This window comes from Devosia sp. YR412 (assembly GCF_900110945.1).
Classification (GTDB): domain Bacteria; phylum Pseudomonadota; class Alphaproteobacteria; order Rhizobiales; family Devosiaceae; genus Devosia.
In genome coordinates this window covers 245382-259565 of record NZ_FOFL01000002.1, presented here as the reverse complement: position 1 = coordinate 259565, position 14184 = coordinate 245382, and the positions used below count along the sequence as shown (strand labels likewise).

General features: G+C 62.3%; 12 protein-coding genes. 8 read left to right on the top strand and 4 right to left on the bottom strand.

The features are described from left to right. Nucleotides 1-11 precede the first annotated feature (11 nt). Complete coding sequence (locus BM045_RS07530) at nucleotides 12-1961, bottom strand: ice-binding family protein (protein ID WP_092181682.1); 1950 nt, start codon at nucleotides 1959-1961, stop codon at nucleotides 12-14. A 409-nt stretch (nucleotides 1962-2370) separates the two neighbouring features. On the opposite strand from BM045_RS07530, the gene ligA reads away from it, so the two are divergent. From ligA to BM045_RS07510, 4 genes are all read left to right on the top strand, one after another. Next, nucleotides 2371-4587 carry an NAD-dependent DNA ligase LigA gene (gene ligA / locus BM045_RS07525; RefSeq protein WP_092181679.1) on the top strand — a complete coding sequence of 739 codons (2217 nt, stop codon included), beginning with the start codon at nucleotides 2371-2373 and terminating at the stop codon, nucleotides 4585-4587. 12 nt (nucleotides 4588-4599) lie between these two features. After that, nucleotides 4600-5880 carry a hypothetical protein gene (locus BM045_RS07520; protein WP_139198745.1) on the top strand — a complete coding sequence of 427 codons (1281 nt, stop codon included), beginning with the start codon at nucleotides 4600-4602 and terminating at the stop codon, nucleotides 5878-5880. An 18-nt stretch (nucleotides 5881-5898) separates the two neighbouring features. After that, a complete protein-coding gene (locus BM045_RS07515) occupies nucleotides 5899-6372 on the top strand; it encodes a DUF3828 domain-containing protein (RefSeq protein WP_170848424.1) in 474 nt (157 codons plus the stop codon). 104 nt (nucleotides 6373-6476) lie between these two features. Then, nucleotides 6477-6971: a hypothetical protein gene (locus tag BM045_RS07510; protein ID WP_139198744.1), complete on the top strand. Its 495-nt coding sequence runs from the start codon at nucleotides 6477-6479 to the stop codon at nucleotides 6969-6971. Between the two features lie 152 nt (nucleotides 6972-7123). Here BM045_RS07510 and BM045_RS07505 read toward each other — a convergent pair whose 3' ends face one another. Then, on the bottom strand, nucleotides 7124-9007 hold the full coding sequence (locus BM045_RS07505; RefSeq protein ID WP_244522921.1) for an aminopeptidase P family protein: 1884 nt from the start codon (nucleotides 9005-9007) through the stop codon (nucleotides 7124-7126). Nucleotides 9008-9059: 52 nt separating this feature from the next. Here BM045_RS07505 and BM045_RS19295 point away from each other — a divergent pair, with 52 nt between their 5' ends. Further along, nucleotides 9060-9194 (top strand): hypothetical protein, encoded by a 135-nt coding sequence (locus BM045_RS19295; protein WP_280139445.1) that lies wholly within the window; start codon nucleotides 9060-9062, stop codon nucleotides 9192-9194. Nucleotides 9195-9314: 120 nt separating this feature from the next. Next, a complete protein-coding gene (locus BM045_RS19290; RefSeq protein ID WP_263574796.1) occupies nucleotides 9315-9446 on the top strand; it encodes a hypothetical protein in 132 nt (43 codons plus the stop codon). Nucleotides 9447-9793: 347 nt separating this feature from the next. Here BM045_RS19290 and BM045_RS07500 read toward each other — a convergent pair whose 3' ends face one another. Continuing rightward, on the bottom strand, nucleotides 9794-10666 hold the full coding sequence (locus BM045_RS07500; protein WP_170848423.1) for a 50S ribosomal protein L11 methyltransferase: 873 nt from the start codon (nucleotides 10664-10666) through the stop codon (nucleotides 9794-9796). Nucleotides 10667-10769: 103 nt separating this feature from the next. On the opposite strand from BM045_RS07500, the gene BM045_RS07495 reads away from it, so the two are divergent. Together BM045_RS07495 and BM045_RS07490 are read left to right on the top strand one after the other, a co-directional pair. Further along, on the top strand, nucleotides 10770-11060 hold the full coding sequence (locus BM045_RS07495; RefSeq protein ID WP_092183125.1) for a putative quinol monooxygenase: 291 nt from the start codon (nucleotides 10770-10772) through the stop codon (nucleotides 11058-11060). Nucleotides 11061-11134: 74 nt separating this feature from the next. Then, nucleotides 11135-11560 carry a hypothetical protein gene (locus tag BM045_RS07490; protein ID WP_092181663.1) on the top strand — a complete coding sequence of 142 codons (426 nt, stop codon included), beginning with the start codon at nucleotides 11135-11137 and terminating at the stop codon, nucleotides 11558-11560. Nucleotides 11561-11696: 136 nt separating this feature from the next. Here the strand turns inward: BM045_RS07490 and BM045_RS07485 are convergent, their stop codons facing one another. After that, nucleotides 11697-14036 (bottom strand): ATP-dependent helicase, encoded by a 2340-nt coding sequence (locus BM045_RS07485; RefSeq protein WP_092181660.1) that lies wholly within the window; start codon nucleotides 14034-14036, stop codon nucleotides 11697-11699. Nucleotides 14037-14184: the final 148 nt, after the last annotated feature.

Genomic DNA, 14184 nt, shown 5'->3' with positions numbered 1-14184 from the left:
CGCGCGCACTGTCAAAAGCTGAGGCCGAGCTTGAGCTTGCCGGCATAGCTTTGCGAGTTCTGGGCGAAGGCACTGTCCACCGAGGCGGCCAGCGACAGGCCATTGTCGAACAGCAGTTCGGCGCCGGCCGACAGCAGCAGGGAATCCGCTGACCCTTCCGCACCGGCAAGGCTGAAGCGCGAGCCGGGCAGGGCCTGGAACGAGGCGGTTGGCGCCGGTCCCGAGACGAAGTCATGCGCCCAGGCGATGCTCGACTGGAGCCGCAGCTGCTTGTCGTCACCGAGGTCGGTGGTCCAGCCGATCCGGGTGCCGATCTCGACGCGCAGGGCCGTGGCCGTCTGGGCATCGTAGTTCAGCGCGAAGATCGACGAACCGGCCTGCGTGGTCTCGGCATAGGCGGGGGCGGAAAAATTCTGCGCCCGGACGGCGGCATAGGGGGTGAGAAGGCCCAGGTTATAGCCGGCTTCCAGTTCTGCAGCGACTGTGTGGGTGCCGAAGCTGGCGGCATATTGGTCGAAGCCGGCCAGGGTCACGGCACGGGTGGTCGACATGGCGCGATAGCCATAGGACAGGGCGCCGCGCAGATAGGCCGCCTCGAACTGGGTGCTGCCGAAGACCGCCGCCTGGAAATCCTGGCTGCGTCCGCTCGACAGGCCGTCCGAGAGGCTAAAGCCGGTGCCGCCGACGGCGCCAGCCACGCCAAAGCTGCTGTTGTCATCGAGGTGGAAATCCACGCCGGCGATGAAGCCGGCATCGCGCACCATGCGGCTGGAGCTGCCCTGGCCGGCATTGCCCGTGGTGTCGCTATAGCCGCCATAGCCACCGGCCCAGATGGTCCAGTTCGAGCGGGGCGCCGGGGTCTGCGGCAGGCTGTCGAAGGCATCGAGGGCCGATGGCGCGCGGGCCGCCTGCGGGAAATAGCTCAGCGCGGTGACGCTGCCGCGGTCACCCGCACTAGGCGAACCCGGTTGGCCAAAGGGCGCATCGCGGCGACCGCCAGACCCTGGCGGCAGGCTGGCGACGCCTTGGGGCGCAGTGCTGAAGCCGCTGCGATCGCCCAGCACGGCGTTGAGGAAGGAATTGGTCGACTGCATGGCGGCCGGCGCGACCGCCGAGCCGACCTCGCCGGACAGTTGGCGCAAGGCCAGGTCAAGCTCTGCAGGCGAGAGGACAGACAGCAGCGCAAAAGAGAACGGCAGGTTGCCGGTCCGGGCGCGGTAATCGTCGATCGCCGTAGCCACGCCGAACGCGCGTGCGGTAAAGGCACGGCTTGCCGTGCCGCTGCCGCCACCACGCAGCGCGCTGGCCACAGTATCGGTCGCTAGCGGGCAGATGTTGATGACATTGTTGTCGAGCGCGACGGCGCCATTGCGGGCGAGCAGGGCGCCGCAGTTGACGGTGGCGCCGGTAATGAGGGTGATGCTGGTCAGCGCCAGTATCTGGCCCTGAAATGCCGTCGTTGCGCCCAGCGTCGCCGAACTGCCGACGCGGAAGAACACATTGCCGGCCCGCGCGCCATTGATCAGGGCGACGCTCGAGGCAGCGGCCGTGGTCAGCGTGCTGCCGATGTTGAAGATGAACACGGCATTGGGATTGCCGCCGCCATCCAGCGTCACCGTGCCGGTCAATTGGGCGCCGCCGTTGAAATTGTAGACACCGCCCAAGAGCGTCTGCCCGCCAAGATCGACGCCGGTCAGGTCGGCCGTGGTGGGGCGCGAGGCCAGAACGTTATAGGCCGTGGTCAAATCGCTTTGCGCCTGCTGCGCTACCGCGTCGGTGCGATAGATGGTGTAGGGCGCATTGACCAGGCCCGGCGGAAAGCCGGTGATGGCGGAGCCCGGGCTGACGCCGACATTTCCATTGATCACGGTGGGGCCAATATTGGTCACCGTCGAGCCGCCGAGCACACCGAAGGATTCAAGACTTTGCGCCTGCGCCTGCGGTGCGATGGAGATTGTCATCAATACAGTTAGCAGCACCTTGCGCCACGAACTGTTTCTTGAGGTTTTGGCGTTGATCTGTATTCCAAAAGGCACGGGCTGAACGAGATCGTCAAAGGCACGCGCGGCGATTGGGTTACGCATATATTTCCTGACAGCCAGCCGACGCTGACTAGTCATCATTGCACAATCCAACCGCGTTTGTCTAAATTATTAATGAATAGTTAATATTTGGAGATTTCTGTCACTTTAGAACCAAAAATAGGTGCCTTTCTCTCATCAGCCCATATTTATACTTTGCTTCTTGTTCCGAAGTTAATTGGTTGGTTCGGGGGGCAAACTGCCAGAGCGTTATGTGGGAAGGGGGCATTGGGGCTTCAGCCGGGCTGCCCCTTGGGGTAGTTATGCTAAGCAGAATTGAGTGATCCGCATGACCGACCTCGCCAACAAACCCGTTGATGACCTGACCGAAGCCGAGGCCGAGGCCGAGCTGGCCCGCCTGGCCGAAGCCATCGCCGCAGCCGATATCGCCTATCACCAGAAGGATGCGCCGGCACTGACCGACGCCGACTATGATGCGATGCGCCGCCGCAATGATGCGATCGAAGAGGCATTTCCGGCACTGGTGCGGGTGGATAGTCCCAATAATTCCGTCGGCGCGCCACCGGCGGAAGGCTTTGCCAAGATCCGCCATGCCGTGCCGATGCTGAGCCTGGCCAAGGCCTATACCGATGAAGACGTGGTCGACTTCCTCGAGCGCGGCAAGCGCTTCTTCCAGAAGGACGAGGGGCTGGAGATCGCCTTCACTGCCGAGCCCAAGATCGACGGACTGTCCGCATCGCTGCTCTACGAGAATGGCGTCTTCGTGCGCGGCGCGACGCGCGGCGATGGCGCCGTCGGCGAGGACATCACCGCCAATCTCAGGACCATTGCCGATATCCCACACAAGCTGAAGGGTTCCGGCTGGCCGGAAAGCATCGAAATCCGCGGCGAGGTCTATATGACCTATGCCGAATTCCAGGCGCTAAAGGCCCGTTCGGCCGCCGCCGGCGGTCAGGATTATGTCAATCCGCGCAACACGGCCGCCGGCTCGCTGCGCCAGAAGGATGCGTCGGTTACCGCCAGCCGAAACCTCAAATTCTTCGCCTATGCCTGGGGCGCCACCACGGCAGACCCGGCGCCGACGCAGTACGAGGCCGTGCAGAAGTTCAAGGACTGGGGCTTTGCCGTCAGCCCGCTGATGTCGCGGGCGAAATCAGTCGAGGAGCTGATCGCGCAATATCACAAGATCGAGGAACTGCGCTCGTCGCTCGGCTATGACATCGACGGGGTGGTCTACAAGGTCGACCAGCTCGAATTGCAGCGCCGCTGGGGCTTTGTCACCGGTGAACCGCGCTGGGCCGTGGCGCATAAATTCCCCGCCGAACAGGCCATGACCGTGGTCAGGAAGATCGACATCCAAGTCGGCCGCACCGGCACGCTGGCGCCGGTGGCGCGGCTGGAACCGGTCACCGTTGGCGGCGTGGTCGTGGAAAATGTGACGCTGCACAATGAGGACTATATCAAGGGGATAGACAGCAACGGCCTGCCGATCCGCGGTGACGAGGCGATCGATATTCGCATCGGCGATACGGTGGTGATCCAGCGGGCAGGGGATGTCATTCCACAGATCGTCCGCGTGGTTCTGGAGAAGCGCCCTGCCGATGCCATGCCTTATGAGTTTCCGCATGAGTGCCCGATCTGCAAGTCGCCGGCGACGCGCGAGATCAATGAAAAGACCGGCAAGGAAGACAGCCGTCGCCGCTGCACTGGCGAGCTGATCTGCCCGGCCCAGGCGGTGGAAGGCCTGCGCCATTTCGTGTCGCGCGGCGCGCTGGATATCGAGGGCCTGGGCGCCGAGAATATCGACCTGTTCTTCAATGCCGGCTTGGTCAAAACCGCCGCCGATATTTTCACCCTTAGGGATCGTCGCCCGGCCGTCACCAAGGCCTTGGCCGAGCGTCGCGAGGAACAGGCGAAAATCCGCGAGGCGGCCTCCGGCAAGGCGCGGAAAAACGTGCGTAGTGTCGAGGATCGCAATTACGAAGGCCTCGACAAGCTGTTCGCTGCCATCGACGCGCGGCGCGAGCCCGAGCTCGACCGCTTCATCTTTGCATTGGGCATCCGCCATATCGGCGAGACCACGGCGGCGACCTTGGCCCGCACTTTTTCGACCATGGAAGAGCTGATCCGCGTCGGCAAGGAAACCGCAGCGGCCGAAGATCCCAAGTCGGTCTTCCCTTCGGTTGACGGCATCGGCGGCACGGTGATCGAGGCGCTGGTCGATTTCTTCGGCAATGAGCGCAATGACGATGTGCTGGACCGTCTGCTCGAACAGGTCCATCCCAAGCCCTATGTGGTCAATGTTTCGGCCGACAGCGTCGTCGCCGGGAAAACCGTGGTCTTCACCGGCTCCCTCGAAAAAATGTCACGATCCGAGGCCAAGGCTATGGCCGAGCGGCTGGGCGCCAAGGTGGCGGGCTCGGTATCGGCCAAGACCGATATATTGATCGCCGGTCCGGGCGCCGGCTCCAAGCTCAAGTCAGCCGAGGCGCTGGGCGTCGAGGTGATCACCGAAGACGAGTGGTTCGCGCGCGTCGGGAAATAGCAGGGAGACCGCATGAAGCAGCTGCTCGGAGGATTGATGGTGGCTGCGATGCTGCCCGGCATCGCCTTTGCCGGCGAGGCGGGCGATGCACTGGTGGCCCATCTCTATGCTGGCACCGCCGCGGATGGCGTCGAGGCCGCGTCGCTGGGCTGTGCGGCTGGCGACACGGAAGCCTGCTTTGCCGAGGGCATGCTGGGCCTGGTGCTGGCCTATGAAGGCCTGGCGCAGGATCTCTATCGCCATGGCGCCACGCTGCCCGGCAATAGCGCCGCGGCGCTGTTCTTCGGCCTCGGCATGGAAGAAGACCCGGTGCCCGCCAATCCAAACCCCAAGCCGCTGACCTATGAGGCCCTGCGTCAGGTGCTGGATGACTTCGTCACCGATGCCGATGCCGCCAAGGCCAAATTCGAATTGGCCGCCGCTGCGGGCGACTATGTCATCAGCATCGACCCGCTCAAGGTACGGATCGATCTCAACGGCGATGGTATGGCGGAGGCCGACGAGACCCTCGCTATCCTGCTGGACAGCGGCGATGACATGATGGGCATGTCCTTCGATGAGCTTGCTCCATCCACCGGCAAAACCAAGGGCCAGCCGCAGGCGCCCGATACCACCGTGGGTTTCGATCGCGCCGATGCCTATTGGCTGGCGGGCTATCTCACCGTCGCGGCGACCCCGTTCGATCTCATCCTGGCGCATGATTTTTCGGACTTTTATGCCGCCTATATGCATCGCATCTTCCCCCGCTCGGGATTGCCGATGCAGGCAGCCACCCCAGGCGGCATGCTGTTTCTCGATGCCGAAAGCGATAGCGGCATTGCCGATCTGATCGCCGGCATTCACACCCTGCGTTTCCCCGTCGTCGATACGCAGCGCCTGGCTAGTGTCCTGATCCGCCTCAAGGCCGTCACCGCCCTGTCGCGCCAGAACTGGCAGGCGATCATGGCCGAAACCGACGACGACCGTGAATTGCTGCCATCACCGAGCCAGACCTCCATCATCCCCGGCATGACGGTGACGCAGGAGACGGTCGACGCCTGGATTGCGACGCTCGATACGCTCGACGAGATCTTCGAGGGCGAACTGCTGGTGCCGCATTGGCGCTTTGCCCAGGGTTTTGACCTCAAAGCCTATTTCGAAACCGCCACCGAGACCGATCTCGTCCTGCTCATCTCCGGTTCAGCTGCGCTGCCCTATATCAAGCCCGGGCCGATCGCCGATGCCCAGAGTTTTGCCGCAGCCAATGAGGCCTTCGGGGCCGACTGGCTCAACTACGCCTTCTGGTTCAACTAGCGTCTCATGGAGACCCTCATGCGCCTCGCTCCCCTTGCTGCCGGCCTGTTCCTTGCGTTCGCCGCACCGTCTTTTGCCCAGCCCTATGCCGAGCCCTATGAATTGCTGGAGGCCTTTTATGCCCCCTATTTTGGCGGCGAGTTTCCGGAAGACGAGACCCAGTTCCGCTCGGCCGAGCTGCAGGCGCTCTATGATCGCGATGCCGAAATCACCCCCGAGGGCGAAATGGGTGCGCTGAGCTTTGATCCCTATGTCGATGGGCAGGATTACGAGATCACCGATTTCGAAATCGGCGCCGCCGGCATTGCCGGTGACTATGCTTCGGCCGATGTTACCTTCAACAATTTTGGCGAGCCGCGCAGCCTGATGTTCGAACTGGTCCGCGAAGACGGCGGCTGGAAGATCGACGACGTTGTCTCCAACAATCCGGACAATCCCTACCGCCTGAGCGACATCTTTGCCGAGGCGGAAGGCGCCATGACGCCGGAATAACCTGTCCAACTCTTCATCTGCCCGCCGCAAATCCGCCATCACCCGATCACGATCGCGCCGCGTGCCCTCGCTAGCCATTCATCAGGAATGCGAGGGCAAAAGAAATGCGATTGAGTCTGGTGGTGGCCACGGCGCTGCTGATGCTGGTGCCGGCCGTGCAAGCGGCCGAGACCTATGACGACCCCAAGGCGCTGGTCAGTGCCATCTATGACGACTACCACCTCGGCCGCACGGTCGCCGATCCGTCGCTCTACTATTCGACGCGGCTGAAAGGCATTTTCGATCAGGCGATCGAAAACAAGGTCTTCGCCAGCGACGCGGCGATGAGCGGGTCGGAATTCACGCTCAACGCGGTGTTCAATCCCTTCCTACCCGACCTCAACGCCCTGCTGTTCGACGTCGCCATCGGCGAACCGGCGGTGATCGGCGATCGGGCCCTGGTCACCGTCAGTTACCACAATTTCGACCAGCCACGGCTTCTGAGCATTGCCATGATCAAGCAGGACGACGGCTGGAAGGTCGATGACGTGTCCTCGATGGGCAATGAGGAGCACTGGCTGCTCAGCTGGGCGCTGACCTATGATCCGCTTGGATTTTGAGAGAAGCAAGAATACCCCCACCTAGCCTCCCCCTGAAAAGGGGGAGGAATCCGGCCGGTGGGTAGTCACACATAGTGCCTAAAACTGGATCTGTTCCTCCCCCTATCAGGGGGAGGTTAGGTGGGGGTATCCGACAGTGACTCTTCCAGCCGCTACAGCGCCACCGTCGCCTCCTTCAGCCAATCCCGCACCTTCCCCTTCACCTTCGGTCCGATCGCCTGCCAGACCATCTGGTGATAGTCATCCAGCCAGGCCCGCTCTGCCTCGCTGAGCAGCGACTTGCGGATCAATCGCGTGTCGATCGGCGCCAGGGTCAGGGTCTGGAATTCCAAAAACCCCGGAAAGCCCTCGCTCTCGACCACGGTGATCAGGTTTTCGATGCGGATGCCATATTCGCCGGTCTTGTAATAGCCGGGCTCGTTGGAGATCACATTGCCCAATTCCAGCGGCAGCACGGCGCGCGGCGATATGCCGACCGGGCCTTCATGCACGCCGAGATAGGCGCCGACGCCGTGGCCAGTGCCGTGGCTATAGGTAACGCCATCGTGCCAGAGGAACTGCCGCGCCAAAACGTCGAGCTGGGCGCCGGATGTCCCCTTGGGGAAGCGGGCCATGGAAATGGCAATCATGCCCTTGAGCACGCGGGTATAGCGGTCGCGCTGCTCGTCGCTCGGCTTGCCGGTCGAGAGCGTGCGGGTGATGTCGGTGGTGCCGCTCAGATATTGCGCGCCGGAATCGACCAGCATGATCTCGCCGGCATTGAGCCGGCGGTCGGTCTTGTCGCTGACCCGGTAATGCACAATTGCTCCATTGGGGCCGGAGCCGGAAATGGTGTCGAAGCTGGCGTCAACGCAGCTTTCCTCTTCGCGGCGGAAGGCTTCCAGCGCCGTTACAATGCCGATCTCGGTCAGCGTGCCCTTGGGCGCCTCGTCATAGAACCAGGCCAGGAACTTCGCCAGCGCCACGCCGTCCAGCGTATGCGCCTCATGCATGCCGGCCAGTTCGGCCGGATTCTTCCGCGACTTGGGCAGGATCACCGGATCGCGCTTCTCGATCAATTTTGCACCGGCGTCCTTCAGCGCGACGGCAACAGCGTCCGGCGCCGAGGCCGGATCGATCAGTACCGCCTTGCCACTTTCGCCCAGCGCTTTCAGCGCAGCACCCAGATCCGCGCTGCTCTCCACCCCGGCAATGCCGGACAGCGATTGCCGCAACTCATCGGTGATCTTTGCCGCATCGAGATAGAGCGTCGGCTGGCCTGCCTGCGGCACCACCGCAAAGCCCAGCACAAAGGGCGTATTGGGCACATCGCGGCCGCGCATGTTGAACAGCCAGCAGATTGACTCGGGCAGGGTTAGCACGGCGGCATCGGCATGATTGGAGGCCAGCGATGCCTGGATTTCGGCAATCTTGTCACCCGCGGTCTGGCCGGCGCGGTTGTGCCCGAGGAACTCGATGGCGGAGACCGGCGCAGCAGGACGGTCGGACCAGATGCTGTCGACGAGATTGTCGCTCGACACCAGCGTGGCATGGCCGTCGAACAGCTTGGCCGTCTCCCGCACTTCGCCCGGCGTATGCAGCCACGAGTCATAGGCAATCTTGCCGCCCTCGGGAATCAGCGCCTTGGCCTCGTCATTGAGCCCACCCCGATCGGTCTGGATCACGGTAATCAGGTCGGTATCGGTCTGGGCCGGCGCCTGCAGCGTATAGCGGCTGTCGATGAAGAGGCCCGCCTTGTCCTTGCCGACCAGCGCCAGGCCTGCCGAGCCGGTAAAGCCGGTGACCCAGGCCAGCCGCGCCTCGCTGGCCGGCACCGATTCGCCGCGATGGGCATCGGCGCGGGGGATCAGAAACCCATCCACGCCCGTTTTCGTCATCGCCCCGCGCAGGGCGGCGAGACGCGGCGCGACATTGCACTTTTCGGCCTTTTCCTCAAAGCTCTGGAACACGGTGGGCGGAAAGCTCTGGGCGGTCATGGGCAATATCCTTGTGCCGGGCTGCGCCCCGGTCATGGCTGTGGTGTCGGCGCCGGGCATGGCAAATCCACGCCCGCGTCCTAACTTAGTGGCACAGGATAGGAGAACGAAGATGGCATCGGACAGGAATTTCTTCGCCAAGGCGCTTGATGCGCTGATGGCCGGCCGCGCCCGCGAGGCGCAGCGCTATGTCGCCCGCTTCGAGCGCGACTATGGCAAGCTGAACGGCAAATTAACGAAGCGGTAACGGGGCCTGCGAGTCTTGCAGGGCTGATCTGACCAATCAGCTCTAACGAAAGTCCCAATATGAGACTATCTAGATTGCAGCGACGGCAACAGACCGTGGCTTAAGTGCATGGAGACTGAAATGACCGAGAGCAAGAACGATTTCCGCAAGGCCCTGGGATCCGTCATCGACGCCCGTGGCCGTGAATCGAGCCGCCAGGTCAGCTATCGCATGCAGCACCAGCTGATCGGCGCATTCACCAAGCGCCCGTAAGGCCGCTGCAGTTTACTGCTGACGATCTGACGATCCCCGGAGCATGCTTCGGGGATTTTGCTTTCTTCGAACCGTCCCGAAGGGCAAATCGCTCCGGTGGAGCGATTTGATGTGAGAGGGCCATGAGGGCTAGGCCCGAATGGCACGACGCTTCCACAAACTCCGGCCGTCACCCTCGGGCGTGACCCGAGGGCTCTTCGCTTACGAAACGTAGAGAGAAGTACAGTGCCCTCGGCTCAAGGCCGAGGGTGACGCGTGGTGGCAGACGATGCCCGAAACGCCCCTCACGCGATTCACACATCGCGCGTGTCAATGCTAACAGTCTGCTAACGAATTACCGCCTCGCGTTACGGCATTTCGAGGATCAGGGTGGTCCAGTCCTTGCGCTGCAATTTCTGGTTTAGCACCATGCCTTGCCGTGCATAGGCATTGATCACGCCGCGGGCCTGATGCTGCAAAATGCCCGACAGGATCACTGTGGCGCCCTTCTGGGCGATGTGGCCGATCGACGGCGCCAGCGCCATCAGCGGACCCGCCAAGATATTGGCGACGATCAGGTCATAGGGCGCATTTTGCTTGATGGCCGGGTGGTTTACCCCGGTCGCCTCAAGCGCGATGATCTGCTTGCCGACGCCATTCTGGGTGGCATTGTCGACTGTGGTCGTCACCGAAATTGGGTCGATATCGCTGGCGATGACGGTCTTGTTGGTGCGCTTGGCCAGGGCAATGGCCAAGACGCCGGTGCCGGTGCCGACATCGATCATATGGCGCGGATTCTTGCGCTTGAGGATGATGTTGATGGCTTCGAGGCAACCGGTGGTGGTCTCGTGGTGGCCGGTGCCAAAGGCCTGGGCCGCATCAATTTTCATCGCCGTCATGCCGCCTGGCACCGGGGCGGTTTCGTGGCTGCCATAGACATAGAAGCCGCCGGCCACCACCGGAGCGAGACCTTCCAGCGATTTGGCGACCCAGTTGATCTCGGGATCAATGGTCTGCACCGAAAATTGCACATCCATGCCAAGGGCTTGGCGTGCCAGCCCGACGAAGGGCGCCAGATCGGGCGCTTCCTCGCAGCCGGCCTCGAAGAACCATTCGCCGGTCTCTTCATTTTCATGCGCCGAAGCGGTCAGCGCCAGATCGTCCCGCTCCATGACGGCATCGACCAAGGCATAAGCCTGGTCCTTGGTGAGTGGGCTGGAGGTGACTTGATCGACGGCCATGGCGAAATTCCCTTGTGTGCCGCCTAGTTGCGCCAAGAGCGGCCCGAGGTCAATCTGACTTATCCCCGCAGCGGCGGGTGAGGTAGAATCGAGGGAGGCAACAATGTACGGACTGATCGGAAAAATGCTGGCAGCACCGGGTAAACGCGAGGAGTTGCTGGCAATTCTGCTCGACAACAATGCGCCCATGCCCGGCTGCCGCAGCTATACCGTGGCGCGCGATCCGGCGAGCGAAACTGGCATCTGGGTCACCGAGGTGTGGGACAGCCAGGCCGAGCATCAGGCATCGCTGCTATTGCCGCATGTGCAGGCGATGATTGCCAAGGCAAGGCCGATCATCGCGGGCTTTGGCGAAAGGTTCGAGACGGAGCCGCTGGGCGGGGTCGGGCTTTAGAAAAAAGCTGGAGCCATTGTCGAAGCAAGCTGCGGTGGCGCGACATGGCTCAGAACGCAGAGCAGGAGGGAAACATGCTTGCCGTCTCCAGCTATCCAGAAGTGTATGTCCAACTCGCTGCCGCCAGGGTGGAGGAGCAGATCGTGGCCTATGCCGCGCTTGCGGATGCTACCAAGGGGCAGCCGGCTGCCGAAGCGGCGCTGGCGGCTTTTGCACCAGGCTATTTCGCCACTGCGCTGCTGGCGCTCGACCACCACTTCATGCACCGCATGCGTGGCGCCGAGGGCAAGGACGGTAATCCGCTCAACGAAGTCCGCATGCTCGGCGATGCCATCATGAGCCATGATGGCGTGCTCACGGGTGATAAAACGATCAAATATGATCCGGCCAAGAGCTTGACCGGGATTGCACTAGGGCAGGCAGTTGTGCTGGACGCAGAGAGCTTCAGCCGACTGGCGCGGTCCTATATTGCAGAAATCGGCAAGCGGTTTCCGGGGTAGGAGCGTGATCCCCCTCTGCTGCAAATGGGAGAGGTTGGGCACCCAGTACTTGGAAACTTCGTGCCATTCGAGCGTAGCTCGCATGGCCTTAGCGCCTAAAATCGCTCCACTGGAGCGATTTTGCCTTCGGCCGGCACTAAGCCTTCTTCACAAAGCTTTCCAGCACCTTCTTGGGGCCGGCCTTTTCAAACTCGATACTCAGCTTATTGCCTTCGATAGCGGTTATGCTGCCGTATCCGAACTTGAGGTGGAACACCCGCTCGCCCATGCCGAAGGCAGACCTGTCATTGCCGAGGTCGACCGAACGGGCGACGAGGTCGCCGTCGATGGTCAGCGGGCCGCCGCCCTTGCGATTGGCCTGCTGGTTGCGGGCGCGCTGCCAGCCGGGCGTTTCATAGACGCTTTCGAACGGGTCCGCCTTGTTGAAGCGGGAACTCGCGCCGCCACCATAGCCATAGCCGCCGTACGACGAGCCGGTGTCGGTGACTTCCACGGCGTCGGGTGGCAGTTCGTCGAGGAAGCGCGAGGGAATGGCCGATTGCCAGAGGCCGTGGATGCGGCGGTTCTGAGCGGCGGAAATGCGGACGCGCTTGCGGCCGCGGGTGATGCCGACATAGGCAAGGCGCCGTTCCTCTTCGAGCCCGGCACGGCCGGATTCATCCATGGAACGCTGGCTGGGGAAGGTGCCTTCTTCCCATCCAGGCAGGAAAACCGTGTTGAATTCCAATCCCTTGGCGCCATGCAATGTCATGATTGTGACGGCATCACTGGCTTCGGCGCTGTCGCGGTCCATCACCAGGGAGATGTGCTCGAGGAAGCCGCCGAGGGTGTCGAATTCCTCCATCGAGCGGCTGAGCTCCTTAAGGTTTTCCTTGCGGCCCTCGGATTCCACCGACTTGTCGGCGCTCAGCATGTCGGTATAGCCGCTCTCTTCGAGGATGCGCTCGACCAGCTCGAAGGGCTTCATGCTCTGGGCATGGAAGGCCCAGTCGTCGAACTGCGACACGAGGCTGAGCAGGGTACTGCGCTGCTTGGGCTTGAGCTCTTCGGTTTCCACCAGCATGCGGATGGCCGAGAGCAGCGGGACATTGGCGGATCGGGCGGCACTGTGCAGCAGCTGGACCGTCGAGTCGCCGAGGCCGCGCTTGGGCACATTGATGATGCGGTCCAGCGCCAGATCGTCGGCCGGCTGCGCGACGAGGCGCAGGTAGGCGATGGCGTCGCGGATTTCCTTGCGCTCGTAGAAGCGCGGGCCACCGATAACACGGTAGTTGAGACCGAGGGTAATGAAGCGCTCTTCGAATTCGCGCATTTGGAACGAGGCGCGGACCAGGATGGCCATGGAGTTGAGGGCGTCACCGGCGCGCTGATATTGCTCGATCTGCTCGCCAATGGTGCGGGCTTCTTCCTCGCTGTCCCAGACCTGGGTAACGGCGACCGGTTCGCCGATTTCGCCGACGTCGGTCTGCAACGTCTTGCCAAGGCGGCCTTCGTTGAAGGCGATGATGTTGGAGGCGGCCTTGAGGATGTTGGAGGTCGAGCGGTAGTTGCGCTCGAGCTTGATCACCTTGGCGCCGGGAAAATCTTTCTCGAAACGCAGGATGTTGTCGACCTCGGCGCCACGCCAGCCATAGATCGACTGGTCGTCGTCGCCGACGACGCAGATATTGGCTTCGCTGGCCGGCTTGCCCTGGGCCAGCAGCCGCAGCCAGAGATATTGGGCGACATTGCTGTCCTGGTACTCGTCAACCAGCATGTATTTGAACTTGCGGTGATATTCCGCCAGCACATCCGGGTTTTCCTTGAACAGACGTATGCATTCGAGCAGCAGGTCGCCGAAGTCGGCGGCGTTGAGCGTCTTCAGCCGCGCCTGGTATTCGGCATAGAGCTTGGCGCCGCGGCCATTGGCATAGGAACCGCTGTCGGCAGGCGACACATCCTTGGGCAGCAGGCCCTTGTTCTTCCAGCCGTCCATCATCGAAGCGAAGAGTTTGGCGGGCCAGCGTTTCTCGTCGATGTCGTCGGCGTCGAGCAATTGCTTGATCAGCCGGATTTGGTCGTCGGTATCGAGGATGGTGAAGCTGCTGGTCAGGCCCACCAGCCCGGCATTTGCCCGCAGGATGCGGGCGCCGATGGAGTGGAACGTGCCCATCCAAGGCATGGCTTCGAGGCGGGGTACCAGCTTTTCAATGCGCTCCTTCATCTCGCGCGCAGCTTTGTTGGTGAAGGTCACCGAGAGGATCTGCGAGGGCCAGGCGCGATTAGTATTGATGATATGTGCAATGCGGGTGGTCAGCACGCGCGTCTTGCCGGTGCCGGCGCCGGCGAGCACCAGCAGCGGGCCGTCGATGGTCACTACGGCGTCGCGCTGTTCTTCGTTGAGACCGCTCAGATAGTCCGGCGCCTGGTTCTTCTTGAACTGGCCGGTAATCGCCCCGGCGGTGGGGCGGTCAAAATGAGGGGCTTCACCGGGCATAAAAGGCCTTTTTCATCGCAGTGGCGCAAGCTTAGCGCATGCGGCGCAAACGTGCAGAATCTTATTTTGTTCTCATCGGCAATATAGGGGCGCGAGAGTGAGATGTATAGGACGGCGGGCTGTCACCGATCCGTCACAGACCTGTCAT

What these genes read in the sequence shown, in the direction of transcription:
- BM045_RS07505 (WP_244522921.1), bottom strand. Translation starts at nt 9,007, where the DNA reads ATGCCCGGCGCCGACACCACAGCCATGACCGGGGCGCAGCCCGGCACA.
- BM045_RS07500 (WP_170848423.1), bottom strand. Translation starts at nt 10,666, where the DNA reads ATGGCCGTCGATCAAGTCACCTCCAGCCCACTCACCAAGGACCAGGCT.
- BM045_RS07485 (WP_092181660.1), bottom strand. Translation starts at nt 14,036, where the DNA reads ATGCCCGGTGAAGCCCCTCATTTTGACCGCCCCACCGCCGGGGCGATT.
- BM045_RS19290 (WP_263574796.1), top strand. Translation starts at nt 9,315, where the DNA reads ATGACCGAGAGCAAGAACGATTTCCGCAAGGCCCTGGGATCCGTCATC.
- BM045_RS07515 (WP_170848424.1), top strand. Translation starts at nt 5,899, where the DNA reads ATGCGCCTCGCTCCCCTTGCTGCCGGCCTGTTCCTTGCGTTCGCCGCA.
- BM045_RS19295 (WP_280139445.1), top strand. Translation starts at nt 9,060, where the DNA reads ATGGCATCGGACAGGAATTTCTTCGCCAAGGCGCTTGATGCGCTGATG.
- BM045_RS07490 (WP_092181663.1), top strand. Translation starts at nt 11,135, where the DNA reads ATGCTTGCCGTCTCCAGCTATCCAGAAGTGTATGTCCAACTCGCTGCC.
- BM045_RS07510 (WP_139198744.1), top strand. Translation starts at nt 6,477, where the DNA reads ATGCGATTGAGTCTGGTGGTGGCCACGGCGCTGCTGATGCTGGTGCCG.
- BM045_RS07495 (WP_092183125.1), top strand. Translation starts at nt 10,770, where the DNA reads ATGTACGGACTGATCGGAAAAATGCTGGCAGCACCGGGTAAACGCGAG.
- BM045_RS07530 (WP_092181682.1), bottom strand. Translation starts at nt 1,961, where the DNA reads ATGACAATCTCCATCGCACCGCAGGCGCAGGCGCAAAGTCTTGAATCC.
- BM045_RS07520 (WP_139198745.1), top strand. Translation starts at nt 4,600, where the DNA reads ATGAAGCAGCTGCTCGGAGGATTGATGGTGGCTGCGATGCTGCCCGGC.
- ligA (WP_092181679.1), top strand. Translation starts at nt 2,371, where the DNA reads ATGACCGACCTCGCCAACAAACCCGTTGATGACCTGACCGAAGCCGAG.